General features: G+C 60.3%; 25 protein-coding genes and 2 pseudogenes. 11 read left to right on the plus strand and 16 right to left on the minus strand.

Annotation, left to right across the window (positions count from 1 at the left end):
• Nucleotides 1-65: 65 nt before the first annotated feature.
• From CIC12_RS33500 to CIC12_RS33510, 3 genes are all read right to left on the minus strand, one after another.
• A complete protein-coding gene (locus CIC12_RS33500) occupies nucleotides 66-710 on the minus strand; it encodes a hypothetical protein (protein ID WP_238812974.1) in 645 nt (214 codons plus the stop codon).
• A 209-nt stretch (nucleotides 711-919) separates the two neighbouring features.
• Nucleotides 920-1,144 carry a hypothetical protein gene (locus CIC12_RS33505; RefSeq protein WP_238812975.1) on the minus strand — a complete coding sequence of 75 codons (225 nt, stop codon included), beginning with the start codon at nucleotides 1,142-1,144 and terminating at the stop codon, nucleotides 920-922.
• Nucleotides 1,145-1,176: 32 nt separating this feature from the next.
• Nucleotides 1,177-1,404, minus strand: coding sequence for an amidohydrolase family protein (locus CIC12_RS33510; protein WP_238812976.1), 228 nt, complete (start codon nucleotides 1,402-1,404; stop codon nucleotides 1,177-1,179).
• Between the two features lie 642 nt (nucleotides 1,405-2,046).
• Here CIC12_RS33510 and CIC12_RS31175 point away from each other — a divergent pair.
• Nucleotides 2,047-2,838, plus strand: coding sequence for a MipA/OmpV family protein (locus CIC12_RS31175; protein WP_168670153.1), 792 nt, complete (start codon nucleotides 2,047-2,049; stop codon nucleotides 2,836-2,838).
• A 99-nt stretch (nucleotides 2,839-2,937) separates the two neighbouring features.
• On the opposite strand, the gene CIC12_RS31180 is transcribed toward CIC12_RS31175, so the two are convergent.
• Nucleotides 2,938-3,720: an ABC transporter substrate-binding protein gene (locus tag CIC12_RS31180; RefSeq protein ID WP_168670155.1), complete on the minus strand. Its 783-nt coding sequence runs from the start codon at nucleotides 3,718-3,720 to the stop codon at nucleotides 2,938-2,940.
• Nucleotides 3,721-4,039: 319 nt separating this feature from the next.
• On the opposite strand from CIC12_RS31180, the gene CIC12_RS31185 reads away from it, so the two are divergent.
• The 3 genes from CIC12_RS31185 (at nucleotide 4,040) to CIC12_RS31195 (ending at nucleotide 5,426) form a co-directional block, all read left to right on the plus strand.
• Nucleotides 4,040-4,375 carry an ArsR/SmtB family transcription factor gene (locus tag CIC12_RS31185; RefSeq protein WP_121324660.1) on the plus strand — a complete coding sequence of 112 codons (336 nt, stop codon included), beginning with the start codon at nucleotides 4,040-4,042 and terminating at the stop codon, nucleotides 4,373-4,375.
• The gene (locus CIC12_RS31190; RefSeq protein WP_168670157.1) at nucleotides 4,372-4,899 is read left to right on the plus strand and encodes an SRPBCC family protein; all 528 of its coding nucleotides are present in this window, start codon (nucleotides 4,372-4,374) and stop codon (nucleotides 4,897-4,899) included. Before CIC12_RS31185 ends, CIC12_RS31190 begins: the two co-directional genes overlap by 4 nt.
• A 98-nt stretch (nucleotides 4,900-4,997) precedes the next feature.
• Entirely contained in the window at nucleotides 4,998-5,426 is a 429-nt protein-coding gene (locus CIC12_RS31195; protein WP_168670159.1) for a DUF1801 domain-containing protein, read from the plus strand.
• 94 nt (nucleotides 5,427-5,520) lie between these two features.
• Here the strand turns inward: CIC12_RS31195 and CIC12_RS31200 are convergent, their stop codons facing one another.
• The 8 genes and pseudogenes from CIC12_RS31200 to CIC12_RS31235 form a co-directional block, all read right to left on the minus strand.
• Nucleotides 5,521-5,967, minus strand: coding sequence for an SRPBCC family protein (locus CIC12_RS31200; protein ID WP_168670161.1), 447 nt, complete (start codon nucleotides 5,965-5,967; stop codon nucleotides 5,521-5,523).
• 291 nt (nucleotides 5,968-6,258) lie between these two features.
• Nucleotides 6,259-6,507 (minus strand): annotated as a pseudogene (locus CIC12_RS31205) (NmrA family transcriptional regulator); the annotation flags it as partial.
• Nucleotides 6,508-6,712: 205 nt separating this feature from the next.
• On the minus strand, nucleotides 6,713-7,753 hold the full coding sequence (locus CIC12_RS31210; protein WP_168670163.1) for a LysR family transcriptional regulator: 1,041 nt from the start codon (nucleotides 7,751-7,753) through the stop codon (nucleotides 6,713-6,715).
• A gap of 106 nt (nucleotides 7,754-7,859) precedes the next feature.
• Entirely contained in the window at nucleotides 7,860-8,237 is a 378-nt protein-coding gene (locus CIC12_RS31215) for a cupin domain-containing protein (protein WP_238812990.1), read from the minus strand.
• Nucleotides 8,238-8,306: 69 nt separating this feature from the next.
• Entirely contained in the window at nucleotides 8,307-8,786 is a 480-nt protein-coding gene (locus tag CIC12_RS31220) for a carboxymuconolactone decarboxylase family protein (RefSeq protein ID WP_168670167.1), read from the minus strand.
• Nucleotides 8,787-8,968: 182 nt separating this feature from the next.
• Nucleotides 8,969-9,850 carry an RNA polymerase sigma-70 factor gene (locus CIC12_RS31225; RefSeq protein ID WP_168670169.1) on the minus strand — a complete coding sequence of 294 codons (882 nt, stop codon included), beginning with the start codon at nucleotides 9,848-9,850 and terminating at the stop codon, nucleotides 8,969-8,971.
• Nucleotides 9,851-9,968: 118 nt separating this feature from the next.
• Nucleotides 9,969-10,850 (minus strand): bifunctional helix-turn-helix transcriptional regulator/GNAT family N-acetyltransferase, encoded by an 882-nt coding sequence (locus CIC12_RS31230; RefSeq protein WP_168670171.1) that lies wholly within the window; start codon nucleotides 10,848-10,850, stop codon nucleotides 9,969-9,971.
• Nucleotides 10,851-11,069: 219 nt separating this feature from the next.
• Nucleotides 11,070-11,600 (minus strand): hypothetical protein, encoded by a 531-nt coding sequence (locus CIC12_RS31235; RefSeq protein WP_238812977.1) that lies wholly within the window; start codon nucleotides 11,598-11,600, stop codon nucleotides 11,070-11,072.
• A 924-nt stretch (nucleotides 11,601-12,524) separates the two neighbouring features.
• Between CIC12_RS31235 and CIC12_RS31240 the strand changes: the two genes are divergently transcribed.
• On the plus strand, nucleotides 12,525-14,102 hold the full coding sequence (locus CIC12_RS31240; RefSeq protein ID WP_168670175.1) for a hypothetical protein: 1,578 nt from the start codon (nucleotides 12,525-12,527) through the stop codon (nucleotides 14,100-14,102).
• Nucleotides 14,103-14,265: 163 nt separating this feature from the next.
• Here CIC12_RS31240 and CIC12_RS31245 read toward each other — a convergent pair whose 3' ends face one another.
• Complete coding sequence (locus CIC12_RS31245; protein ID WP_168670177.1) at nucleotides 14,266-14,760, minus strand: hypothetical protein; 495 nt, start codon at nucleotides 14,758-14,760, stop codon at nucleotides 14,266-14,268.
• Nucleotides 14,761-14,794: 34 nt separating this feature from the next.
• A pseudogene (locus tag CIC12_RS31250) lies at nucleotides 14,795-15,369 on the minus strand (cytochrome b).
• Between the two features lie 335 nt (nucleotides 15,370-15,704).
• Here CIC12_RS31250 and CIC12_RS31255 point away from each other — a divergent pair.
• Both CIC12_RS31255 and CIC12_RS31260 read left to right on the plus strand, forming a co-directional pair.
• The gene (locus tag CIC12_RS31255; RefSeq protein ID WP_168670179.1) at nucleotides 15,705-17,051 is read left to right on the plus strand and encodes a PQQ-dependent sugar dehydrogenase; all 1,347 of its coding nucleotides are present in this window, start codon (nucleotides 15,705-15,707) and stop codon (nucleotides 17,049-17,051) included.
• A 315-nt stretch (nucleotides 17,052-17,366) separates the two neighbouring features.
• Nucleotides 17,367-17,804 (plus strand): YciI family protein, encoded by a 438-nt coding sequence (locus CIC12_RS31260; protein ID WP_168670181.1) that lies wholly within the window; start codon nucleotides 17,367-17,369, stop codon nucleotides 17,802-17,804.
• Nucleotides 17,805-18,107: 303 nt separating this feature from the next.
• On the opposite strand, the gene CIC12_RS31265 is transcribed toward CIC12_RS31260, so the two are convergent.
• Both CIC12_RS31265 and CIC12_RS31270 read right to left on the minus strand, forming a co-directional pair.
• A complete protein-coding gene (locus tag CIC12_RS31265; protein ID WP_342030595.1) occupies nucleotides 18,108-19,058 on the minus strand; it encodes an alpha/beta fold hydrolase in 951 nt (316 codons plus the stop codon).
• A gap of 139 nt (nucleotides 19,059-19,197) precedes the next feature.
• The gene (locus CIC12_RS31270) at nucleotides 19,198-19,755 is read right to left on the minus strand and encodes a TetR/AcrR family transcriptional regulator (RefSeq protein WP_168670183.1); all 558 of its coding nucleotides are present in this window, start codon (nucleotides 19,753-19,755) and stop codon (nucleotides 19,198-19,200) included.
• A 445-nt stretch (nucleotides 19,756-20,200) separates the two neighbouring features.
• Here CIC12_RS31270 and CIC12_RS31275 point away from each other — a divergent pair, with 445 nt between their 5' ends.
• The 4 genes from CIC12_RS31275 (at nucleotide 20,201) to CIC12_RS31290 (ending at nucleotide 24,891) form a co-directional block, all read left to right on the plus strand.
• Entirely contained in the window at nucleotides 20,201-21,649 is a 1,449-nt protein-coding gene (locus tag CIC12_RS31275) for a DEAD/DEAH box helicase (RefSeq protein WP_168670185.1), read from the plus strand.
• A 479-nt stretch (nucleotides 21,650-22,128) separates the two neighbouring features.
• On the plus strand, nucleotides 22,129-22,392 hold the full coding sequence (locus tag CIC12_RS31280) for a PepSY domain-containing protein (protein WP_168670187.1): 264 nt from the start codon (nucleotides 22,129-22,131) through the stop codon (nucleotides 22,390-22,392).
• 17 nt (nucleotides 22,393-22,409) lie between these two features.
• On the plus strand, nucleotides 22,410-22,940 hold the full coding sequence (locus CIC12_RS31285; RefSeq protein WP_168670188.1) for a cytochrome b/b6 domain-containing protein: 531 nt from the start codon (nucleotides 22,410-22,412) through the stop codon (nucleotides 22,938-22,940).
• A 664-nt stretch (nucleotides 22,941-23,604) separates the two neighbouring features.
• Nucleotides 23,605-24,891: an MFS transporter gene (locus CIC12_RS31290; RefSeq protein WP_168670190.1), complete on the plus strand. Its 1,287-nt coding sequence runs from the start codon at nucleotides 23,605-23,607 to the stop codon at nucleotides 24,889-24,891.
• Nucleotides 24,892-24,905: the final 14 nt, after the last annotated feature.

Genomic DNA, 24,905 nt, shown 5'->3' on the forward strand with positions numbered 1-24,905 from the left:
AAGCCGCTACGCCTGGCGGCGTAGCAGGTCTGATTGGACGTTCGTGTCGCCGCCGGGCGGCAGACTCACGGACCGGGTGAAGCAGCGGAAGCTGATGCGCTATGCGACCAACGTAGCGCGCGTGCTGCTGCATTGCCGTCTTCGCGGTAATGCTTCGGATTCCGATCTGTTTCGGAATTATGTGGAGCGCAACCGTGATCGTTGGTCTTCGGGCAGTGACCAATCCGCAGGGTTTCTTTCTTCTGTTCGAGGGGGGCAAATGACGGAGTCGTGTCGTTGAGCGGCAGCGTGTCCGAGGCGGCCAAATCGATCTCGTGACCAACACGGCGAAGGGCGTGCCCGGAGAATAGCCGGCTCGCGCTATTCATGAAAGACGGCAAGATCTTCAGGGATACGTCAACTGGCATGACGTGAGTGCCGCGCGTTCTCGCGTTCTCTCTTGTAAATTGCAACACCTGCAGCGAACCGGGTGTTGCAACGCATAGGTGGCTTTCCTTATGCCCAATCGTGTTCTTTAAGAATCCTTCGTCTTCAATAATGACGCGCAGGTTCTGGTCCGGATTCGTGATCAGGTCGATGTTCTCGAGCGGATTGCGATCGACGAGCAATAGATCCGCGTACGCGCCTTCTTCGAGCCCACCCAGTTTTTCGCCGATAAGATTGCGCCTGCCGGAGAGCGAAAGCAATTGGCCGTTCGTGCCCGTCGCCATGCCTGGCGCTTGCGCGGTCGAACCACGTGCCATTTTTTGCCATCAACTCGGCGCTCCGGTTGTTTATCAAAGGTCATGTTCGATGCACTGCGCGCCGGCCGCAACGGAGCGCTGCACGGCTTCGAGTGTGTACGCCCCCACGAGAGAACATACGTGCGTCTCGTCCGCAGCGGTTTCGACAGGGGCATGCAACTGCCTTTCAGTGAACGTCAGCCTGTCCAGGGGACTGCGCGGCGTGAGACGCCACCGCATTCCACGAGCTTCATCTGGCATGCGCCCTGAATGAACTGTTCGCGCACGCGCATCGGAACCTCGTCTTCCGAATCGGCGATGGCGCTGCCGCCGTCTCGTCCAGTGGCGCTGAACTGACCGCCGGCGCGGGGCGGACCCGAGAGGGAGCGAAAGCCACCGTGACCGCCCGTGGTGGTGGTCATGGCGCCGCACAGATAGATGCGCGGCCCCGAGATCAAGCCGGCATCGACGGCATGCTTCGGCGCGTAAGCCGGCCGCCGGCATCCCGCACCGTGGTGAAGCCGCGCAGCAACGTACGCTCGGCTTCGGCGTTTGCGGCAAGATGAACGAAGGCCGTGTCGGACTGGAGGATCGACTGAATGGGCAGTGACGTGAGCAACGAGTGCCAGTGCATGTCGATCATGCCGGGCATCGTGACCATGCCGCGACAGTCGACCACCATCTTGCCCTCGGTCGACGCGGGTTGGCCCTCGCCCAGTTAACTGATGCTGTTCCCTTCGATAACCATGTACAGCCAACCCGTCACGCAAGGTCGAAGATTTGCCGTCAAAGAGCCGGAAGTTTTCTGGCAATCCCGGCTTCATTAGATACAAGAGGAACGCGTCGATGACCGACGCAGTACTAATAGAAAGGAATGCTTGCCTGTTGCAAAAGAGCACCTGGAAAAATTTGCTTGCGATAGCCCAAAAAAAGGGGCTATTCTCATGACACGCAACTGCGTCGACAGATCTCTGGCAATAAGACAGAAAATTTAACAGTATCGGAGAGCGAGATGGATTGGATGACTGCTCGCGTTGATCCATTCACAGGTGTTGGCGGCACTTGCCATCGCGGCTCCGAACGCAGCAGGACATGAACCATTTCATGTGATCGATGCGCTGGGTTGTCCGTCTTCCGAACAACCACAGGCCGTGCGGGGTGAGTCTGAAATTCAGCATCAAGACTGGTGTTGAACTCATGACCGACGCCGCCGGGTTCGATCCTTCACTTTGCCGACGGAGAAGCCGAAATGATCGAAGTGTCAATGCGGTGCATGAGCAGGCTGCTTGCGGGCTCTGCGCTATCGCTGTGTGCCGTGACGGCCATGGCGGACGATACGCTGAGCCTTTCAGAGAGCGCCTTTGCGCTTGCCGCCCCGGATATCCAACCCGGCCCGTCTGGTACGCCCAGTCCGTGGCGCTTTTCCGTGGGCGCCGGTGTCGTGAACATGCCAAAATTTCCAGGCGCGAGCGGCACGAAATGGGAGGTCGTGCCGGCGGTGAGCGTCAGCTATGACCGCTTCTTCATTGGCGCCAATCCGGATGCCGCATCATTCCTGTCGCTCGGTGCTTACCTGTATCGCGACAATAACTGGCGCGTAGGCGCGGCCATCACTTACGACTTCATAGAGCCGCGTAACGAATCTGACGACTCGCGATTGCATGGCTTGGGCGATATCAAGCGGACTGCGCACGCCGAGCTATTCGGTGTCTATACCTATCAGTTCGTCACTGCGCGCGCGAGCGTGTTGACCGATATCGCGGGCAACGACCGCGGCACCGTGGTGACGTTCGATGTGCTGGGGAAATACGAGCCGATGCCGGGATTGACGCTCAGCGCCGGACCCGGACTGACGTGGGCGAGCAGCGACTACAACGACACCTATTTTGGTGTGAACGCGGAGCAGAGTGCCCGCTCTGGTTTGCCGGGCTTTTCGGCCAGTTCCGGATTGAACCAGTTGCGCTTCTCAGTCGGCGGTATTTATCGGATTGGGAGGCACTGGAATGTCGGCGCCAATGCCGCATTCGCGTGGCTGCGGGGCGACGCAACCGACAGCCCGATCACCGAGAAGACGAGCCAGATATCGTACGGCATCTTCTGCACCTATCTCTTCTGAGTCGGGCGAAGCGTGCTGCCGGCTGTCATGTGAATGTGCGTTGTGCGCAATGCTGCAGGGACCCGGCTCACCACACCATGGGGTGAGCCGGGGTCGACTTTACTGACCGTAGACGTCGAAGTCGAAATACTTTTTGGCGATCTTGTCATAGGTGCCGTCCGCGCGCGTGTCGGCGATCGCTTTATCGATCTTCTCCTTCAATTCGGTGTCGTCCTTGCGCAAACCAATCGCGGTGCCGCTGCCCAACGTCTTCGCGTCGTACAGTGCATTGCCGGCGAATGCGAAGTCTTTGCCTCGTGGCGTCCGCAGGAAGCCGACTTCGGCCTGCACGGCGTTTTGCAACGATGCGTCGATACGGCCGGCAATCAGATCCGTATAGACGAGATCCTGATCCTGGTACGACACGATGACCGCGCCGGCCGGCTCCCAATAGGTCTTCGCATACGTCTCCTGGATCGAGCCCTGCTCGACGCCGATGTGCTTGCCCTTCAGCGCTTCCGGTGTCGGTACGATCGGCGAGCCCTTCTTCGCCACGAGGCGCGTGGGGATGCGGAATACCTTCGACGAGAACGCGATCTGCGCCTGGCGCGCCGGGGTCATCGACATCGTCGAGAGCACGCCGTCGAATTTGCGGCCCTTCAGCGCGGGAATCATGCCGTCGAACGAGTTTTCAACCCACACGCATTTTGCGTTCAGGCGGCGACAGATCTCGTTGCCCAGGTCGATATCGAAGCCGACGAGCTTGCCGTCGGCGGCTTTCGATTCGAACGGCGGGTAGCTCGCATCGACGCCGAAGCGCACGGTCGACCACTCCTTCGCGATGGCGCTGCCGGACGATACGGCGAGTAGCGCCATCGTCAGCGTTGCAAGCATGGTTTTCATGTTTCTCCTTTCATCACTCTTTAAAAAACCGCGCGACGTGAATGAACGACCGCCAACGGACGTCAGGCACGCTGCCGCACCGGGCCCCATTGGACGTCGCAAGCGGCGCGCAAACCCGCCATTCGAGCGCAAATTGGCCGAACAGACAAATGTATTAAATAAATCGCTTCATGCGAATGGTGCATACGGGAGGCGATGCGGATTCTACCGGCATCGACATGAACTTACGGAAGTGATTGACGTCGCGACGCGCGTCTTGCCGCGCCGCACGCATTTCCGTCGCTTGACTTGTATATGCCTTAGGAGGTATATAAGAGGGATGGAGTCGACATTTGCCATCATCGCCGAGCCGAACCGCCGCGCCATCCTGAGTCTGCTTGCAGCTTCGGAGCAGTCCGTGGGTGAAATCGAGGAGAAGCTCAATCTCTCGCAGCCCTCTGTCTCGAAGCACCTGCGGGTGCTCCGGGAGGCCGGCTTCGTGGAGGCACGCGTTGATGCACAACGGCGTCTATACCGGCTCAACCCGGAACCGTTGATGGAGATAGACGCCTGGCTCGCTCCGTTCCGCCGATTCTGGTCGGTTCACCTCGACGCTCTCGAGCGCCACCTCGATCAGATCGATCCTGCACCGCGCAGCAAGGGGAAGAAACGATGAGCAATCGCGAAGAATACATGCCGGGCCCTGCCGCCGGCGCCGAAGTCAGAAAGGATCTGGAGAAGTGGACGCTCGTTGTCGTCCGCGAGTTGCGCCATTCGCCCGAGAAAGTCTGGACGGCGTTGACCGATCCGGCCAGTCTGCGTGAATGGGCGCCGTTCGATGCCGACCGGAGCCTTGCTTCGGTCGGCCCCGTCAAGCTTTCGACGGTCGGAACGCCGACGCCGCAGATCTCGGAGACCGAGGTGACACGCGCCGACGCGCCGAATCTGCTCGAATATCGCTGGGGCGGCAACGATATGCGGTGGACTCTTGAGCCGCTCGGCGACGGCACGCGTCTCACGCTCTGGCACAACATCGATCGCAACTTCATCTCGATGGGCGCAGCCGGGTGGCACATTTGCCTCGACGTGCTCGAGAGGCTCGTGGCGGGTGATCCGATTGGGCGTATCGTCGGCGGCGACGCGATGCAATTCGACTGGCCGCGCCTGAACACCGAGTACACGAAGCGCTTTGGTCTCTGATGTGGGAGCACGGTGAGGGGCAAAGCCGAGATCGAAGTCGTCGTTAATAAGAAGGTAGTCCCACATCGGCACGATGTCCGAAAGATCGGGAGGAGAAGATGAAAAAGATGGAGCCGACCGAAGGTCAGCCGGCATCTGAATTGATCGACAATAGAATCGCCGAACTCGGAGATTGGCGCGCAGAGACGCTGAGCAGGATGCGCAAGCTCATCAAGGAGGCGGACCCTGCGGTCGTGGAGGAATGGAAGTGGATGGGCACGCCCACGTGGTCGCATGATGGGATCATCTGCACCGGCGAGTCGTACAAGTCAGTCGTGAAGCTTACCTTCGCCAAGGGAGCTTCGTTGGAGGATCCCACCAGCCTCTTCAACGCGAGTCTCAACGGAAATGTTCGACGCGCGATCGATATCCACGAAGGCGAGCAGGTCGACGCTCGCGCGTTCAAGACGCTCATCCGTGCCGCCATCGCCCTCAATACCGCCGCTGTCAATGCAAAGGCCGTAAAAAAGACGGCGCGGACGAAGTAGGCGTCAAAAACGCGAACGAGGCGCCGCTGCCCGAAGCGTCTTATCGCCGGACGCACTCCGGGCAACGCGGCGCACGCGTGCCTGTCAGACGCGCTCAGTCAGGTATCTCTGGCTCGACCAGCCTCGCCAGTTGAGCGAGCGATTCTTGCCAGCCGAGGTAGCACATCTCCACTGGAATGACCTCGGGCACGCCTTCCTGCACGATGCTGATGTCGGTGCCGCAGGACACTTGCCGCAATGAAATGGTGACGTGCATCTGGCCGGGCAGGTTCGGATCATCGAAGCGGTCGAAGTAGCGGATTTTCTCGAACGGCACCAGTTCGAGGTACTCGCCACCGAACGAGTGGCCATGGCCGGTGCCGAAGTTACGGAAAGACATCTTGTGGGTGCCGCCGACGCGGGCATCCATGTGGTGGACCTGGCAGGTGAAGCCGTAGGGAGGAAGCCACCGCACGATTGCATCGGGTTCGAGGAAAGCCCGGTAGATGCGCTCGGGCGTGGCGCGCAAGACGCGGTGAAGATGAATGGTTCCGGTAGTCATGATGTGCTCGCCTTTCACTAGAGAAGTTGGACTTACTTCTACGACGAATCGGCAATGCGGGTATCGACATGGATTTGCTCAGGGAAAACCCATGGACGCCGCCAATCGTACTCGAAAGGGCGAGCCGCGCGGCGAGGGGCGCCGCTCACGGTGACGACGGTTGAATACCGTTCACGATGGTCGCCGACGTGATCCGTATCGAGCAAGCGTGAGCGGCGGCGAGCGCAATGTGGCCAGATTCCGGCATTAACGAGCCGCTTGCGACTGGCTGAACCAGGTGTCAAACCTGATTTCGGCCGCCAACAGATTGGGGCCTGACGTTTCGAAGCATTCGAGCACGGCCTCGTCCTCGAACGACGGCGAGTTGGCCACGTCGACGACCACCTGCGCGCAGCTCAGCGCGTCTGCAAGTCCCTCGCCTGGCGATCGTGTCGACACCGACGCTGGCGACGCCGCGATCACGTCATGACCGCGTGTACGCAGGTCGTTGACGACTTTGCTGCCGATGAGTCCGCTATCGCCAACGACGACGATTTTCATGATGTCGTCTCGATGAAATATTCGTGCGGCCGTACCGGTCGCGGGATGTGTCTCGAAGTCTGGCGCGCGCATCGCACACGATGCGTCGCAGGGGCTGTATGGCAGACCTGATTTATGCGGTCGCCGTACGCGGTGAACAGTAGGCGTCGGACGCGGCGCCCAGTAGACGCGCCAAGGCCTCGCACTGTTGCCGTGACGACACCGATCAGCTCGCGTGCGCCGCGGGCAGTGCGGCAAGCACCGGGAATGCGGTCATGCAGTCGAGGTCGAGCGCGCGCGTTTGTTCTGTCATGTAGTCGACGAAAACACGGATACGCGCGGGAAGATGTTTGCGGCTCAGATAGCAGATGTAGTGGCCGCGATCGTCGGGTGCGTATTGCTCGAGGCAGGATCGCAGCCGCCCGTCGCGCAGCGCGTCGCAGACCTGGTACGCGGCGAGCTGCGCAATGCCCAAACCGTCGCGCACGGCTTGCAGCACGAGGTCCGGATCGTTGAACGTATGGGGCGCGTTGGGCGTCATCCTGTGCGGCAGGCCGTTGACCTTGAATTCCCATTCGGCGATGCGTCCCGACGCCGCCCGCAAGTTGATGCAGCGATGCGCCGCCAGTTCCGCCACGCTGCGTGGCAAGCCGTGCTCGCGTGCGTAGGCGGGCGACGCGCAGACGATCATCTGCATCGGGATCAACTGCTTGGCGACGACCTGACTGTCCTCCATGCGTCCATCGCGGAAAGCGACGTCGACGCGGTCGGCCGTGAAATTGGCCGGGTTATCGTGGAGCAGCAGGTCGAGCGCGATATCCGGGTAGCGCTCGTGAAAACCGCGCAGCAGCGGCGCGACGATCGCACGGCCGAAGCCGCTTGTCGAACAGATGCGTAATTGCCCGCGCGGCGGTCCGCTGCGAAGCTCACGCATTTCCTCCAGCGCCTGCACGATGCGCTCCACACCCGGATGGCAGTTCTCATAGAAAAGTTCACCTTCGCGCGTGAGCGAGGTGCTGCGGGTGGTGCGCAAAAAGAGGCGCGCATTCAGTTGCGCTTCGAGCTTCTGGATGTTGCGGCTCACGGCCGAGCGGCCGATGCCGAGCCGGTCGCCGGCCTTGGCGAAACTGCCTTCGCTGGCAACCGCGAGAAACGCGATGACGCCCGCGTAGCTGGTGGCGAAGCTGCTGGCGAGCGAATCCTCGCAAGCGGGGGCGGAAATGGAGGAGGGTGCCGATGGTCGGCGAAACGCGTGCGTGTCAGGCATGGCGGGTCGGGTCGAAGATGTGCATATCCTCAAGACGGGCGACGCGCGCGCGCTGTGACACGATCCGGCATTTTTTGTTCGGCGGACGATGTCACAGGCGGATGGATCACTTCACCGGCGTCAGCACCGGCGCGTTTTTATTTTTCAGCAGCAGGACGAGAAACTTGGCCGGCTGCGTGGCGCTGGCGTTCCGGCCGACCGTGTGAATGTCGTTCGGACCTTCATAGAAGCTCTGCCCAGGCGTGAGCGTCACTTCCTTGCCGCCCTTGACGCCCATCACGATCGACCCTTCCAGCACATAGATGAAGCCATGCGCATCGTGCCGATGGACGGGATCGACGGCGCCGGGCGGGTAGACGACCGTGATCATCAGCGCTTCCTTGCCGGGATAGTCCGCAAGCGACTGCTCCATCACAGGTGTGACGATCGCTTCGGGCGCGGCGCAGGCCGGCTGCGCCAACCACGCCGAGCACAGCAGCGGCATCAGCAACGCAAGTCTTTTCGAGCTCGACATGACGTTTCTCCTGTAAGGCGGCGCGGGCGCGGCCGTCACTCATGCAAGGCCGGCCTTGTCGAGACCGAACGCTTTGTCCGACGAGCCCGGCACGGTTTTGAAGGCGACGTTCGCGCGGTTCCAACCGTTGATCGCCATCACTTCATAAGTCAGATCCGACAGTTCCTTCTCCGAAAACTGCGTGCGCACACGCTCGTAAATGTCATCGGGAACGCCTTGTTCGGGCAGGCGCGTGAGGATTTCGGTCCACGCGAGCGCGGCCCGTTCGCGCGGCGCGAACAGCGTCGATTCGCGCCAGGCGGCCAGATGATGCAGGCGCAACTCGCGCTCGCCGTGGATCTTCGCCTGCTTGACGTGCATGTCGACGCAGAAGCCGCAACCGTTCATCTGCGAAGCGCGGACCGCGACGAGATGGCGGACCGATTCCTCGATCGCGCTGTCGCCCAGCAGGTTGCTGAACTCGAGAAACTTTTTGAACAGTTCTGGCGATTGCTGAATGTAGTTGATGCGTTGGCTCATGATTTTCTCCTGACGGGAATGAAGCCGGCGCCCGTCGGCGACCGGGGCATCGGTGTCGGCGATGTGCCGTACGGAAACCATGGTAGGTTCCGCCGTCCGGGCCCGGTAGACACGCCAGGGTGCTCACGCTGTTGCCTGCTCGACACCAATCGCGCTGACGCACCCCGCCGTGGAAAAAATCTTCAGCAAGCTCCGAATGCGGCCGCGAGACGCACGAGCTTTTCAGGATTGCGCTGCACCTGGATGCGCACGATCCGCTCACCATCGGTCTCGTACGACTGTGCCGATTCCAGCGTGCCTTCGATGAAGCGCAACAGTGCCCACTGTCCGTTGAGCACCGCGAGTTCGATGCGCAGGTCGTTGCCGAAGCGCCGGCTTGCAGCGTAGAACAGTTGCGCGATGCGCCTGCCGCCGACCATCGGTTTCGGGAAGCTCGGCACACGGCCGCCGCCATCGCCGACGAGCACGGCGTCTTCAGCGAGCATGCCGTTGATGGCCGCGAAGTCGCCGCGCTCCAACGCCTGCGCGAACACTTGCAGCAGACGCAGATGGCTTTCGCGCGACACGGCGAAACGCGGCCGTTCGTCGCGCAACTGAGTCTTCGCGCGGCTTACCAACTGGCGGCAAGCGGCTTCGCTTTTGCCGATGGCGTGTGCCACTTCGTCGTAATCGGCATCGAAAACTTCTCGCAGCAGGAATGCTGCGCGCGCCTCGGGTGTCAGTCGTTCGAGCAGCATCAGGAACGCAACCGATACGTCGTCCGCGCGCTCCTTGATCTCCTCGGGCGTGACCGGCGACTCGATGATGTGCGGCTCCGGAAGCCAGATGCCTGCGTAGTGCTCGCGCTGCACCTTGGCGGCGCGCAAGCGGTCGATCGACAGACGCGTGGTGACCGATACGAGCCATGCTTCCGGATTGTCGATGGTGGCGCGGTCGGCGCCATGCCATCGCAGCCATGCGTCCTGCACGACATCTTCGGCTTCCGCAACTGACGCGAGCATCCGGTAAGCGATGCCCTGTAGACGCGGGCGAAGCTTGTCGAAGATGCGGGTCGCGTCATCCATTGGGGTGGGCTCTTGATGCGGCGTGTCGAGGGAGGGGGGCGTGCGCTTCATCGTCAGGGTCGTGGGAGAGGATCTTCAGCGACAGTTGAAAGTCGGCTGAGCAAAGAGTGACGGCCGTTCAGGCCAGGCGCTTTTCAAACCAGTGATGGGCATACGGTTCGGCGCTGAACGCATCGACTTCGACGTATCCCGACTGCCGGTATAGCGAAATCGCCTCGCCCAGAGTTCGATTTGTCTCCAGACGAATAACGCGCACTTTGGCCTGCCGAGCGCGTTTCTCCGCCTCAAGCATCAGCCGGCGGCCTACACCCATACCGCGAGCGTAAGGGCTCACCCACATTCTTTTGAGCTCGGCCGGGGACTTCTTATGAAATTTGAGCGCGACGCAGCCGATCGGCTTTCCCTGAAGCCTCGCGACGATCAATGCGCCCGCCGGTGCCTTCAGTTCGTGCGCATCCGCCGACAGGCTGCTGGACGGGTCGAATCCTCCTTCGAAGCGCTGGTCAAGCTCCCCGAAATACTGTTCAAAGCACCATCGGGCGTCATCGGTATCTGGATCCTCTAGCGCGAAACTCACAAGGGATGCCTGTAGCAAACGCTCTACCTCAGACATGGCTGCGACCAGTCTCCGACGCTGCTCATGGCCGAGCGGTTCGAGCGCGCGCAAAGCGACCTCGTCAGAGAGCCGTTCGAGTTCGGCCCTTTCCATGAGGCCTCCCTCAGTGAGGCAAACCCGGCGTACCCGCCGGTCGCCCGAATGAGCGAGGATAGCGACAAGTTTTTGCCGTTCAAGAGATGCCAACGTCCGGCTGAGATAGCCTGAATCAAGGTTTAGCCGCGCGCGCAGAGCGCGAATATCCGCACCTTCGACACCGATTTCCCATAGCAGGCGTGATTCGCCCATCGGGCGTCCTCGCCCGAGGAAATGGTCATCAATCGCGCCAATGCTTTCGGCGACTATGCGATTAAAGCGACGGATCTGGAGGATATCGGATTCCATATCTCTGACTTTAGTCAGAGATATGGAATCCGTCAACACAAAGTCGAGGAATGCGGTGCCTTGCGCTGGAACTGCCCATATGCGCCGGAACGCTCAAACCGCGCTTCGCGCGGAGGGCTGCAGCCGGCCCGAGCCGGTGCATCGACATACTGACGCACTAACGGCCCTTCGCAAACGTTCGCAAACCGACTCGCCCTCTGGCAGTCGGTTGTGCGGAACTTAACTTTGAACGCCTGGTTCCTGCACATACCCTTGGGTTTCCGATTCCTTCCAACCCTTGAAATGGTAAACGCGCTTCGTGACTCGCCTCCCTTCTGCACCGACGCCAAGGGTCCCTGTTTCTGACTTTCCGTCAAAGGTTAATCCGACATTGCCTTTTCCAGACATGTCATAGAACTCTTCAATCTCCACTTCCTCTGCATTTTCAATTCGCCGGGCAATCGCGAGTTCTTGCGCCACCCTGGCTTGCTGTTGCGCAAACTGTAATTGCAAATTCTGTTTTGCGACTTCCTCTTGAAGTTTGTCGATGCCTTTAGCCGCAGCGCTCTGAATTGACGTAACAGCAGTTTCCGCGCCTTCAACAAGCAGCCAGCTGACTGGACTCGTGTACTTCAGCGACTTCTTATAACCATCCCAAATTGACATCGAAGACTCCTGAAAAAACTGATCTGAAAGGTGAGGGGCACAGTGCCCTTTGCCGGCCGCAGCGTGCCTGTAGTGAATAAGCGCCTGGATCGGGAAGTTGGTCACGCCGAATCCATAGGAATGACTTGGCTAATGTCTGCTGCGCGCCCGGCTTAATCCGCTGGTTTCGGTGTCGACAAAGAGATACGTCAATACTGCCTCAAAAACTCCTGTTTTTAGCTGTCGGACAGTTTCTCCATGTTTAACGGCCAATGCCCAAAAATCTTGAATGTCCCCGGAAGGCCAGTAGGGCGTTATGACGCCAACTGGCGTCAGACAGCAACGGCCCGTACGTAAGTGCGCGTTCGCGATGAATGATCCCCGAACGCCCGGTCGCGCTGGGGCCAATGGCGGGACAGCGTCGGCCAACCGTCTGACGATCGTCCGTAGCTGGAGGTATGCAGCCAAGGAGAGTGCATTCGCCCTCGGCAGTCGGATGGCCGCTTACGGGACGGAGCCGGCGCCTGAACGTCTGACGGACGACGCATGTGAACGTAGGTTCCGTCGCGCGGACACTCGTAAAGCGAGGTTATGTGTCAGATACAGCTGCAGCTGCGTATATACACAGCTTGTGCCAATCCAAAAGGCCCGTCATCTGGTCCTCACACAGTTTTGTCTGTTGCAGGGAAACACCCGGGAAAGACGTGTTAGCCAAACGAAGACAGTCCACGTCAGCAAGATACTTGTTGAGTTCGCGCACGTCCGTCCCTCTTTGTGCAAGGCATCGACAATTGACAGCCGGTTCGCAATGTAGCCAACTCAAACTACTAGCGGTGCACGACGTACGTCCACGTTGGATCGCACCGGTCCGCACACCCGTCATCACGGGATCGCACGATTTCGTTGATCTATTCGGTAGTACACCGAAGAGTGCAGTGCGAGACCGGCACTACGGCACCCAACATGACGCTTTCAAAACCTTTCGCCCGCGCTTCGTCTTACCTGAGTGGCCGGGGGCATCCGCCTCGCGGCACGCTGAAGGAGAAGCCCATGGCGAACCTGCTCTTAGATACGGACGCGATCAAACAGTCGATCGCGAAACGCTGGAACATCCTCGACTGGGACAAGCTGTACCCGTGGTGGCGTCGTCCGGCACAAGTGCGCATCCTGATCTATGCAGACGGCTCGGTCCATCTGCAAGGCGGCGGCTTCCAGGGCATGCAGTATGTCTATCAACTGCTGAAGAGTCGCGCGTACACCTACGTCAACTTCTCGGTTTCGTTCGCCCACCGCGAAGGCACCGACCCCACCGCGACCATCAAAGGCCCCAAACAACTGACCGATCTCGACATCATCAACAAGTTCGACGAGGTTTGGTTCTTCGGCTTCAACGGCGAGCCGAGCCTCACGCCAGCCGAACTCGCCCTTCTGGACACGTTCATGGCGGCGCCGAAGCAAGGCGGCGTGCTCGTCACGGGCGATCATGCGAACCTGGGCCGTGCACTCTCAGGACAGATTCGCCGTGCGGGCAAAATGCGCCTTTATCCCGCGCCCGATAGCGTTCCCCCGGTGTGGAATACCACGCTTGTCGAAGGCCCGGACGCCGGCGCGACCTACGACTTCAACGATCAGTCCGACGACACGCCGCAGCAAATCCGCTACAAGCGCTATATCGTCGGGACACGGACGGGCGCGATTTTGCGCACCCGGCCGCATCCGCTCCTTTGCGGACCGGACGGCCCGATCAATGTTCTTCCGGACCATCAGCATGAAGGCGAAGCGCTTGCGCCATCCCCAGCGCCTGGCGATCCGGACTGGCCGACTAAGGCCGGGTATCAGGAACATCCGGAAGTCATCGCATGGGGAAGAATCAAGGACCCGAATGCCTTAAGGCACGGTCAGGAGATTGGCGTCATTTCGGCCTACGACGGACACAATGTGGATGTCGGCCGAATCTCCGCCGATTCGACGTGGCACCACTGGTTCGATATCAATCTGACCGGTCTGGAACCGACGCCCTCGCTGCCGCCCTATGCGGGATTCGACGATACGCCCGCCGGCAGGCAAGTGCTCAAGAAACTCGATGCATATTTTCTGAACACCGGCGTTTGGCTCGCACCGCCCGCGCGGCAGGCGGAAATGCGCTTTGCGGCCTGGTGGCCGATTCTGTGGAGCAGTCAGATCATCGAGCTGTCCCGCGCCGTGTCGATCACCCAACTGGGTGCCGCGGCGATCGACGTTCTTGGCCGCCGCACGTCGCGTTGCATGGTCAGTTCGTTCATCCTCGACCTTCCGGTGATCAAGTCAAAGATCCCGAAATGGGAGTGGCCCGAATGGCAGGAGAAACTTCACCTCGTTGATTTTCCGCTCGAACAGTTCGTCGGCGGAGGAATTTTGCGGAGTCTGATCAAGGAGTTCGGGCCTGGGGCGCGGCACGCGGGCTTTCCCGTCGAGCCGCCTAACGACGAGGTTCTCCAGCGCGCAATCGAGGCTGGCGCCGAGGAAGGTCTGTTCGAACTCGGGCGATACTATCGGGAGGACATGAAACTGATGGGGGAACTGGTTGAGCGTCATCTGACCGGGAGCCAAACGAACGCATCGGAAGCAGAGATTGTCGCGGCCAAGTGACGGTCATCCGAACTGCTGTCTCCTGGGCAGCAGTTCGGGCAAAGCCGATGGTCGCCAATCGGGCCGACCCGTTACGGCTGTCATTCGCAAACCGTGCGGATAAGGCCGCGTCCGTCGTTTTTTCCAATCTTGATGCCCAGGTTGCAGACATTCCCTAACCCATTCATGAATGTTCGAATAGAACCTGGTGTTTGGCGATGTGGTCGTTCCCTTGTCGTTGCCCATGTAAGGTGAACGAGCGCGACCCGGCAGCTCCCATCCAATTTTTCGAACAGTGCGTCGTCACCTTGGCCGCGTCCAATGACTCGAGTCGCCAATCCGACCATGTCGTGACCGGGTCCGACTTCCAATTGAAGTTGACGCGTAAATCGGTCGCGGCAATTCGCGTCCATGTCGTCCGTGACCACCACGGCTCCAGCCATTCCATTGTGCGCTTCCAAGGGTCGATCGAACCCTTCTGCTGTCCGATGCGTTTGGCCCATGTCGACCCGAACCGACATTGGCTGATCGCGAGAGCTGTCATTCGCGCCAGGTCGAGGCCGCGCCGCACGCAAATTGCCGCCAACTCGGCGTGCGCGGGCGGGGCGCCGGTTATCGGGCTTGCCGTCAAAATGATGCCGTCGTTTCTGCCCGGGCACCACGGCGCGTAGCCAGTCAATCGCCTTGATTCGATGCTTGAGCGTGGGCAGGCCCTAGCGGTGTCGACCCCGATCACGCGACGGCCCCGCGTGGGGCAGCATCCGTTGTAGCACATGGTCTTTCAGAACAAAGCGGTGGAACAACGCTGCGATGACATGCAGGCCAATCAATGCGAAGAGCACCCATGCGAGGATGCCATGCACATTCCCCATCTCGTGGCCGAAGGCCGAGCCCGGTTCGCTCAGTGCTGGATACGGCACGACGCCCAGCAAGCGGACCGTCCAGCCGCGCGAGGACGCGTTGATCCAGCCGAGCAGCGGCACCAGCACCAGCGCGATGTAGAGGAGAACATGCGTTGTGCGCGAGACGACGCCGAGCAGCGGCGCAGTTCGTCCAGCGGGGGCCAATGCGTCAATCGCCAGATCACCCGGATTCCCATCACGGCGACGAGCGTTGCGCCCACGCCAAGATGCCAGGCGATCAGATTGACTGGCTGCGTGTCTTTGTGGACATCCGGCATCGTCCAGCCGATCACAAACTGCGTAGCGACCAACAGGACGGTTAGCCAGTGCAGCGCGCGCGCGACTGCGTCATATGCCGGACGCTTCACTTCGTAGACCTTACCCATTCCTGCTCCTCAAGTTACCACGACTTGATAAATTGATGAGGCGCGCAGCCTGCGAATCTTGAACTGATACACGAGAAAAGCACTGCACAAATCCGCCTCATGCTAGCGACCTTAGCTTAAGGAAGCCTGACGTTCGGCAGGGGCGAACCGGACGCTCGACTCCGCTGCTGATCCGCACGTCGCCAACGTAGCGTCAGCAGAACCGGGAGCCGGGAGGCCGCGGTCTTCCGCTTGAATCACGGAGCAGTTTGCTGTCTTTGCAGGCAACGTCGCGGGCCGGCTTCTTGCTATGCCTTCGATGCATCATCAACTAACGCTCTTCGGTGGAACCTCACATGTGCCTGCTAAGGCGTCTGGCTATTTCAATGATCTTGCCGCTGGCGTCCTGCGCGGTCGGACCATCAAGTTCAAGCGATGCGGGCTTCGGCGCGTCGCCTGCCATGCCGGCTCCGGAATCGTCGTGGCTTCCGATGGTCAACATCGCGCCCGTTCAGGCGCGCCCCGACGGTTTCATTCCCACCGCTCCCACCGGCTTTCTCGTCACCGAGTTTGCCGGTGGCCTCGCGCACCCGCGCTGGCTTTACACGCTGCCCAACGGTGACGTACTGGTAGCGGAAAGCGACGCGCCAAAAGAACACGATGAAGGCAGCGGCCTGTTCGGCTGGGTCAGAAAGCAGGTGATGAAGCGCGCCGGCGCCGGTGTGCCGAGCCCCGATCGTATTGTGCTGTTGCGCGACGTGGACGGCAGTGGCGTCGCGGGAATGCACACCGTGTTTTTGCGCGGGCTGCACTCGCCGTTCGGGATGGCGCTCATTGGCAATCAACTCTATGTTGCCGATACGGACGCTTTGCTGCGTTTCGACTATGTGACGGGCACCACCCAGATTACAAGCCCCGGCGTCAAGGTTGCCGACTTGCCGGCAGGGCCGATCAATCATCACTGGACCAAAAATATCCTGGCCGATCGCTCCGGCAAGCGTCTGTACATCACGGTGGGATCGAACAGCAACGCAGGGGAAAATGGCGTCGACGCCGAAGAAGGCCGAGCGCGAATCCTCGAGTTCGACGTGGACAATGGGCACCTCGCGCCCTACGCGACAGGGTTGCGTAACCCCAATGGGCTCTCGTGGCAACCGGACAGCGGCGCATTGTGGACGGCAGTCAACGAGCGGGACGATCTCGGCAACAACCTGGTGCCAGACTACATGACAGCAGTAAAAGACGGGGCGTTCTATGGTTTTCCGTACAGCTATTATGGCCAGCACATCGACACCCGCGTCAAACCGCAACGCCCCGATATGGTTGCAAAGGCCGTCGCGCCTGACTATGCGCTCGGCAATCATACAGCTTCGCTAGGTCTGGTCTTTTACGACCGGACGCTGTTTCCACCTCATTATCGTGGCGGCGCATTTGTTGGTCAGCATGGATCATGGAACCGCAAACCGCGTACGGGCTACAAGGTGGTATTCGTGCCATTTGTCGATGGAAAACCTGTGGGCGTACCGGAGGACTTTCTGAGTGGCTTTCTGACGGCAGACGGCTACGCCCTGGGTCGACCCGTTGGTGTCGCACTGGACGCGGACGGGGCCTTGCTCGTGGCTGACGACGTCGGTAACGCTGTATGGCGAGTAGCGCCGCGTGACAGCCACGAATCGGCTGACACTGCGCCGGCAGGCAAATGACACGGCCATGATTCGGCAGTTCGCGGTGATTGTTCGGAACATCCGCGCCGGTTGACAGATTCGCCGCCGAATTGACGAACGGCCGCTAGCTTGACAATCATCGGCCCTTCGCCAAACAGCCCTAACCGTCTCTTCTGGGGTCGTCCGGCGCCAGATGCGGATCGATGACAGGCGGGCCGCAACGCCGGTTTGGCGTTTGCCCGCGTTTGGCGACCAGATGCCAGTCGTGAACGTCCAAGTCGGCCGCAACGTGTCGATTCGACGGTCCTCCGTTCGTCGTGGTTCTGAAGGACGATCCAACTCAGGAGAATGACGATGCGATTCATCATCACAGCCCAAGCAAGCGCAGACAATGAGGAGCCGGACGCAGGCGGCCGTTTGGATGAGGCCCTTCTCACGGCGTACATGAGGTTCAACGAAGAGATGCACAAGGCCGGTGTCCTGGTGGCTTCCGAAGGCTTGAACCCGGCAGCGCCCGGAGCGCGAATTGCGGTTAGCCAGGGGAAACGCTACATCGTTGATGGCCCGTTTGCCGAGTCCAAGGAACTGGTGGGTGGCTTTTACATCATCGAAGCTGGCTCGCTTGAGGAGGCGGTTTCCTGGGCATTGCGCGCGCCATCCGGTCTCGGCACGGACGATGTACTGGAGGTGCGCCAACTCACCGGCGCGGGCGACGTCCCGCCAGATGTCCTCGACATCATCCGGGCAGCGGCACCGACCTGGAGCGAGTCGGTTTGGCAGGCGCGCAAGTGAAGCCACATACGGACCGAGTTGCCATTCAGGGGGCGCTCGAGCCTTGCTTCGGCCGTTCGAAACCAGACAAATGCGCGGCACCCGATAATGGATGAAACCTCCCACGGGACACGTTGGCCGCAACGTGACGACTTCGCTCCTCGAGGCCGGTTAGGTCGAGATCGCCACATGTCACTGACGTCGGCACTGACATGGCGGATTCAACCGTGGATGCAACGCTCCTGCTGCTTGCGCGGCCCTCAGTGTGTTCCGTCCACCGGTTGAATCCGCCAATACCTCCCCGCATGCACGACCGCACTCACTTCAGTCGTCGCTCATTCGAAAAAACATAGCGAGTTCGTCGGCGACTGCTTGCGGTTGTTCTTCCGGCAGAAAGTGTCCACAGTGACGAAGGGTGCGGCCCTGCACATCGGCGAAGAAGGCGCGCAGCGGCGTTGCCATGTCGGGGATAGATCCGTGATCGGAACCAAGGGCAAGCAACGGAACCTTTAGCATGCCATGTCCGTTCAACTCGCGGTTCTGCTGCGCAGAAACGTGCGCGGCACGGTAATACGCAAGGCCGGCTCGTAAGCCACCGTCTTTCTTGAAGACACGCAGATATTCATCGAGATCCGCGTCAGTAAAGGTATCGGGATTCGCCGTCTTTCGACGCAGAAACCAGTCGAGGTATTCCAGTTCTTTCCCGGTTATCAACGTCTCCGGCAGGTCCGGTAGCATGTGGAATGCAAAATGCCAGGTACGCCACGCACGGTTGGGAGCGATCGACAGGGCATCCGGCAGCGTGATGCCCGGAATACCCGCGTCCAGTAGCGCGAGTCTGCGGACTTCGTTGCTGAACAATGCCGCGTAAGGATAAGCAACCCACGCTCCCACGTCGTGCGCAGCGACGAAGTACCGGGTCACGCCGAGTTGTTCGAGCAAGCCATGGACATGGTTCGCGAGGGTCTGCGTGTCATAGCCGTCTACCGGTCGATCGGAATCACCTTGTCCTGGAAGGTCCGGCGCGACGATTCTGTAGGTCGTCGCAAGCAGTCCCATTACTTTGCGCCAGGCGAACCAGCTTTCAGGAAATCCCGCGAGTAAAACAATCACATCACCGTGCGGATTGCCTCCCGTGACGTAGTGCAGTCGAAGTCCGCTAACGGTCTCGAACCGATGCTCGAATCCTGCCAGTCCCGGAACGGGCCTTGATGCCGGTAATTCGTTGGCGATGGTGGGACTTCCTGATTGGGTGGGCGAGTGATGCGCTGTCACGAATGGGACTCCTTGGATTTTGTGGTGGCGAAAGCAGTAACGAGTTTGCCGGTCGGCAAATTCGCATTAGGAAATATTCGTTTCCTATTGTGTCGGGCAGCTTCCATTGATGAGGCGAAATCGTGCCTTCCAGCGGTCTTTAGCTAAGTAGCCGCATGGCCTGATCTGCTGCGGCCATCATGTGTGCCCGGGATCGCCCCGTCTTGCCGACGACCCTGAAACCTTGCACCACACTCAACAGCGCACAGGCAGAGGCCTTTGAGTCCACGGCCGATGTGATGGAACCGTCTTTCTGGCCAAGACTGATCAGACGGCTCAGCATGGCTTCAGTTCGCTGCAAGGCCGCTACGACACGACCGGCGACCTCGCTATCGAAGGTAGCGAGGTCTGTCGCGCTTCCAGCGACAAGACAGCCCCGCTTTCCCTCGACGCCATGCGCTGACTCTGCATAGAAATGCAGAACAGCTCGCACCTTGTCCCGTCCAGTTGGCTGCAGATCGATCAGGCTCTGCAACTGTGCATTTCGTAGCTGGATGTAGCGGTCCAGTGCGGCAACGAATACTGCGCGTTTGTCGGCAAATGCCTTATAGATACTGCCGGCCGTAAGTTCCATCGCCGATCCAAGGTCTCCGAGGGACGTCGCGTGATAGCCGCGTTCGCGAAAAATCTGAATCGCGCCGTCTAGCGCTACATCCATGTCAAATTCGCGTGGGCGTCCGGGGGCACGGGAATGTCTGGCAGTGTGGTTGTGCGTAGTCATTTGCGCATTATAGGAAATGCTCATTTCCTAATCAAGATTTTCTCATGCGTCGGTGCCGCGTTCGTTGTCCTGTGACGAGCCGCTTGCGCCGGCCTCGGCCAGAAGCGGCCACCCGGAAGTAGCGGGTCCAGCGACCGCTTCGCGCCGATACGACTCAGTCGTCGCACGCTGGATTCCAACCGCCATCCAGAGACCCACGGTAGCCACGAAACGCCCGGACGTGTCGGGTACGGAGTTCCTATCATTTCAATGTGATAGAGCAGGTTCGGGCAGTCAGTGGCGATGCAGATGCGCGCGTGGCTGTTGTACGTCTTGACATTGATGTGCGCGGTGCAATCAGGCGGTAACCGCTAGAATTGCGGTTTTAGCCCGGAATGCGCCCATGTCTTTTGCCTCGCTTGGCCTGATCGATCTCTTGCTGCGTAATGTGCAGGACCTCAATTACAAGACACCTACGCCGGTGCAGGCCAAGGCGATTCCTGCTGTGCTCAGTGGCAAGGACGTCATGGCTGCGGCACAGACCGGCACTGGCAAAACGGCGGGTTTTGCGCTGCCGCTGTTGCAACGGCTGGTGCAACACGGCCCGGCGGTGTCCAGCAACCGCGTGCGTGTTCTGGTGCTGGTGCCCACGCGGGAACTGGCTGAACAGGTGCTGCAAAGCTTTATCGAATACGGCAAAGGCCTCGACTTGCGATTTCTGGCCGCCTACGGCGGTGTGAGCATCAATCCGCAGATGATGAAGTTGCGCAAAGGCGTGGATGTGCTCGTTGCCACGCCGGGCCGTTTGCTGGATCTCAATCGCCAGAACGCAGTGCAGTTTGATCAGGTACAAACGCTGGTGCTGGATGAAGCCGACCGCATGCTGGATCTTGGCTTTGCGCGAGAACTCAACGCCGTCTTTGCTGCCTTGCCCGCTCAGCGCCAGACCCTGCTGTTTTCTGCCACGTTTACCGATGATATCCGCGCCATGGCGGCGGGCATTCTGCGCGGCCCGGTCAATATTAGCGTGAGCCCGCCCAATGCCACGGCCAGCAAGATCAGGCAGTGGGTGGTGCCGGTGGATAAAAAGAACAAGCCTGATCTCTTCATGCACCTTATGGCTGAGAACAACTGGAAGCACGCGCTGGTGTTCGTCAAAACCCGCAATGGCGTGGATTACCTGGCGGCCATGCTGGATGAAGCGGGCTATGCGGTGGACACCATCCATGGCGACAAACCGCAACCCGCGCGTCTGCGTGCGCTGGAGCGCTTCAAGACGCGCGAAGTACATATGCTGGTCGCCACCGATGTGGCAGCGCGCGGGCTGGATATCGACGATCTGCCGCTGGTGATCAACGTCGATCTGCCGATCGTGGCGCAAGACTATGTGCACCGTATCGGCCGTACCGGCCGCGCGGGCGCCAGCGGCGTGGCGGTGTCCCTCGTGTGTGCCGATGAAGCGCCTCAACTGGCCGCGATTGAAGCGCTGATCCGGCAAACGCTGCCCCGTAAAGAAGCGCCGGGTTTCGAAGCCGAACACCGCGTGCCGCAAACCAGCGCGACGGGCGAGATCATCAAGAAACCCAAAAAGCCCAAGAAGCCCAAAGTGCCGCAAGCTGCGCTGGGTGTCATGCAGGTGCCCAACAAAAAAACGCGCCCGCAGCAAAGCGGCGAAAGCAAACGCAAGCCTGAAGCGCAACGCGCTGTGGCCACGAATAAAGGCACAAGCTCGTCCAGCGGCAACCCGTTCAGCGTTCAAAAGCCGCGCAGCAAACCGGTCAGCAAGCCGGTTGCGGGTTCACGCAAGCCGGCTGGCAAACTCACTGGAGGCCGCGCGAAACGCCAACCCTGATCCATGGAATGTGTAATGCAGGCCCTGGAAACAGGCTCTGGTCTGCGGCACGCTGGCAGGCAGCGGCGCGACTTTGACGCCCATCAGGTCGGTGCGTAATGGCGTTCTGAATCAGGCTTCGTAACAACTTCGGGGCCACGTTGAAATCATGCGTAGCGAGCTTCGATCGAGGTCGTCTTTGCGATCGTGCCGTGGTTCATCGCCGGTAAAGGAACGGCAAAGGCGGCGCCTGCTTGGGGCAACCAGACGCCAGTGGAGAATTGTCACCGGTCAAGACGTCGACAAGCAGACGCTCGACGTCAGTTCCGGTCGGCGCGTGTCATGCGGCCTGAATTGGGACTGAGAGAAAAGTGTGGAGACCTGGCGATGTCGGGCGAGACATACGGCTTTACTGTAGCCTCTAATCTTACAGTTTGCTTGCGATCAATACTCGTTTGAAGTAGGCTGACCGCTCGACAAATCGGTACGCGAGGTGATCGATGTTCAAGTTTTTGGTGTTGATGGCGGTGTTCGGCGTTTCCGGCGCAGCATTCGCCAAGGCCGATTGCGTGGCTCATCCGAAGAGCGAGTGGATGAAAGAGTCGGATGCACGCGCCCAACTCGAAGGGCAGGGCTACAAGATCAAAAAGTTCAAGGTCGATGACAACTGCTACGAAATCTACGGCCACAACAAAGAAGGCAAGAAGGTCGAGATTTACTTCGACACCAAGACGCTGGATGTCGTGAAGTCGGAAATCGACTAAACCCAAGGCGTTACGCGATGCCCGTCAAGACTTGGGACATCTGGGTGCGGTTCACGCACTGGGGCGTCGCGGGCATCGTCGTATGGAACCTGTTCGGCCCGACCGACCAGGTGCATCGTATCCTCGGCTATGTTGCAGCGGGACTCGTCATGTCGCGCATCGTGTGGGGTGTTATCGGCACGACGAACGCGCGGTTCTCTGCGTGGTGGCCAACGCGTTCGCGTCTCAGGGAATATCTTCGCTCGCTTGCCACGGGCAAGCCGCAGCATCATCTGTCGCACAATCCGCTTGGCGGCTTGATGGCGTTGACGTTATGGCTGCTGATTCTGACGCTGGCCGTGAGCGGCTGGATGATGCGCCTCGACGCCTTCTGGGGAGAGGACTGGCCGCAGATCCTTCACGCCTGTCTGTCTATCGCGCTGCAGGTCTGCGTGTGCGTGCATATTCTCTCGGCGATCGTGATGAGCGTATGGACGCGCGAAAATCTCATTAGCGCGATGCTGACGGGGTTCAAACGGCACTCGCGAGAAAAAGGGCCTTCGCCTTAGCGCCTGGGTTGGCGTGGCCGATTGAGCGGCTTATGTTGCGCAGCGACAGGTGCTTCGATTACTTAAAGATTCGCTGTCCGGATGAAAAGCCAAAGGCGTGTCCTGTACTGCCGTGCTCGCAATATCCTCGGGCGCGTGCGTCGCCGCCTGCCGCGTGGTTCCGCCAATCAATCGCTTGCCATCCCTCTCGACCGCTACGGCGGAATACTGCGCCGCACGCCCAATCGTTCGCGACCTGAGCGGCTGACCACTTGTTGGGGCGGCCTGCACACCGTCGCTCCGCACTTAATTTCTTGACGCGCCCAGCCGCGTAGCAGCACGCGCGCCAACGGCGCCGCGAATGCCCGCGCCACAGCCGACCGATCCGGGTCGACTCCGGCTCGACGGCCGATTAATCTAATCGCCGCAAATTCGAACATTTGTGAATGTGAAAGAACAAATGCGCGTGTAATCACCTTCGTCATCAGACATCCGAGTCACAGGGTTTCGCCGAATGTCCGTAAAGATATCTCAATATAATCAATTATATAAGCTTAACGCAATGGTTTTCCCTAGTGTCATGTTGAACTCCGGGTGATACGATGACTGACGCGAAACGAACGAAAAATGTTCGAATTCGCGTACCGCTCGAGACGACTCGCGGCATCGAAAATTCGGAGATACCTTGAAAAAAATCGTTGGACTGCGCTGGTGGATCATCGCGCTCGTGTGTTTCGGCACGATCGTCAACTATCTCGCGCGCAATTCGCTCGGCGTAATGGCGCCTCAGCTGATGTCGCTGCTGCATATGAGCACCCAGCAATATTCGTACGTCGTCGGCGCCTTCCAGATCGGCTATACGGTGATGCAGCCGGTGTGCGGCGTGATCATCGATCTGATCGGCCTGCGGCTCGGCTTCGCGTTGTTCGCCTGCCTGTGGTCGCTGACCGGCATATTCCATGGTTTCGCGAGCGGCTGGCTTTCGCTCGCCGCATTGCGCGGGCTCATGGGGCTGAGCGAAGCGGTCGCCATTCCAGCAGGCATGAAGGTGGTCGCCGAATGGTTTCCCGATCGCGAGAAGTCCGTTGCAGTGGGTTACTTCAACGCGGGCACTTCGCTCGGTTCGCTGCTCGCGCCGCCCCTCGTCGTCTTTCTCTCGTTGCGCTATGGCTGGCAAAGCGCGTTTGCCGTGACGGGCGCCCTCGGCTTCGCGTGGGCCGCCGCATGGTATCTGCTGTACCGCTCGCCGGCCGATCACGCGCGCATCAGCGAGGTGGAACGCGAAAAGATCGTCAGCGGACAGGCGCCTGCCGCGCCCCGCCGCCGCAGCGTTCGCGAGGTATTGCGCACGCGCCGCTTCTGGGCGATTGCACAAGCGCGCTTTTTCGCGGAACCCGCGTGGCAGACCTTCAGTTTCTGGATTCCCCTTTATCTCGCCACCCAGCGTCACATGGATCTGAAGCAGATCGCGATGTTCGCGTGGCTACCCTTTCTCGCTGCCGACCTGGGCGGACTGTTCGGCGGCTATCTGTCGCCGTTCCTGATGAAACACCTGCGCGTGCCGCTGGTCTGGTCGCGCATCGCGGGCGTCGTGCTCGGCGCTTTCATGATGCTCGGGCCGGCGGCCATCGGCCTCGTCGCTTCGCCGTATCAGGCCATCGCGCTCTTCTGCGTGGGCGGTTTCGCGCATCAGATGATCTCGGCGCTCGTGAATACGCTCGCGGCCGACGTGTTCGACCCGAGCGAGGTCGGCACCGTGGCCGGCTTTGCGGGCATGGCCGCGTGGATCGGCGGCCTCGGCTTCTCGCTGCTCGTCGGTGCGCTGGCCGACTCGATCGGCTATACACCGCTATTTGGCGCCCTCGGCGCCTTCGACCTGATCGGCGCGACGCTGCTGATCATCCTGATGCGCGGCGTCTCGCCCGACGGCCGTCCGCGTCCGATCGCCACCGGCGCCGGCACTCCTGCGTGACCTCATTCGAAGAC

The sequence above is a fragment of the Paraburkholderia sp. SG-MS1 genome, assembly GCF_012275575.1.
GTDB lineage: Bacteria > Pseudomonadota > Gammaproteobacteria > Burkholderiales > Burkholderiaceae > Paraburkholderia.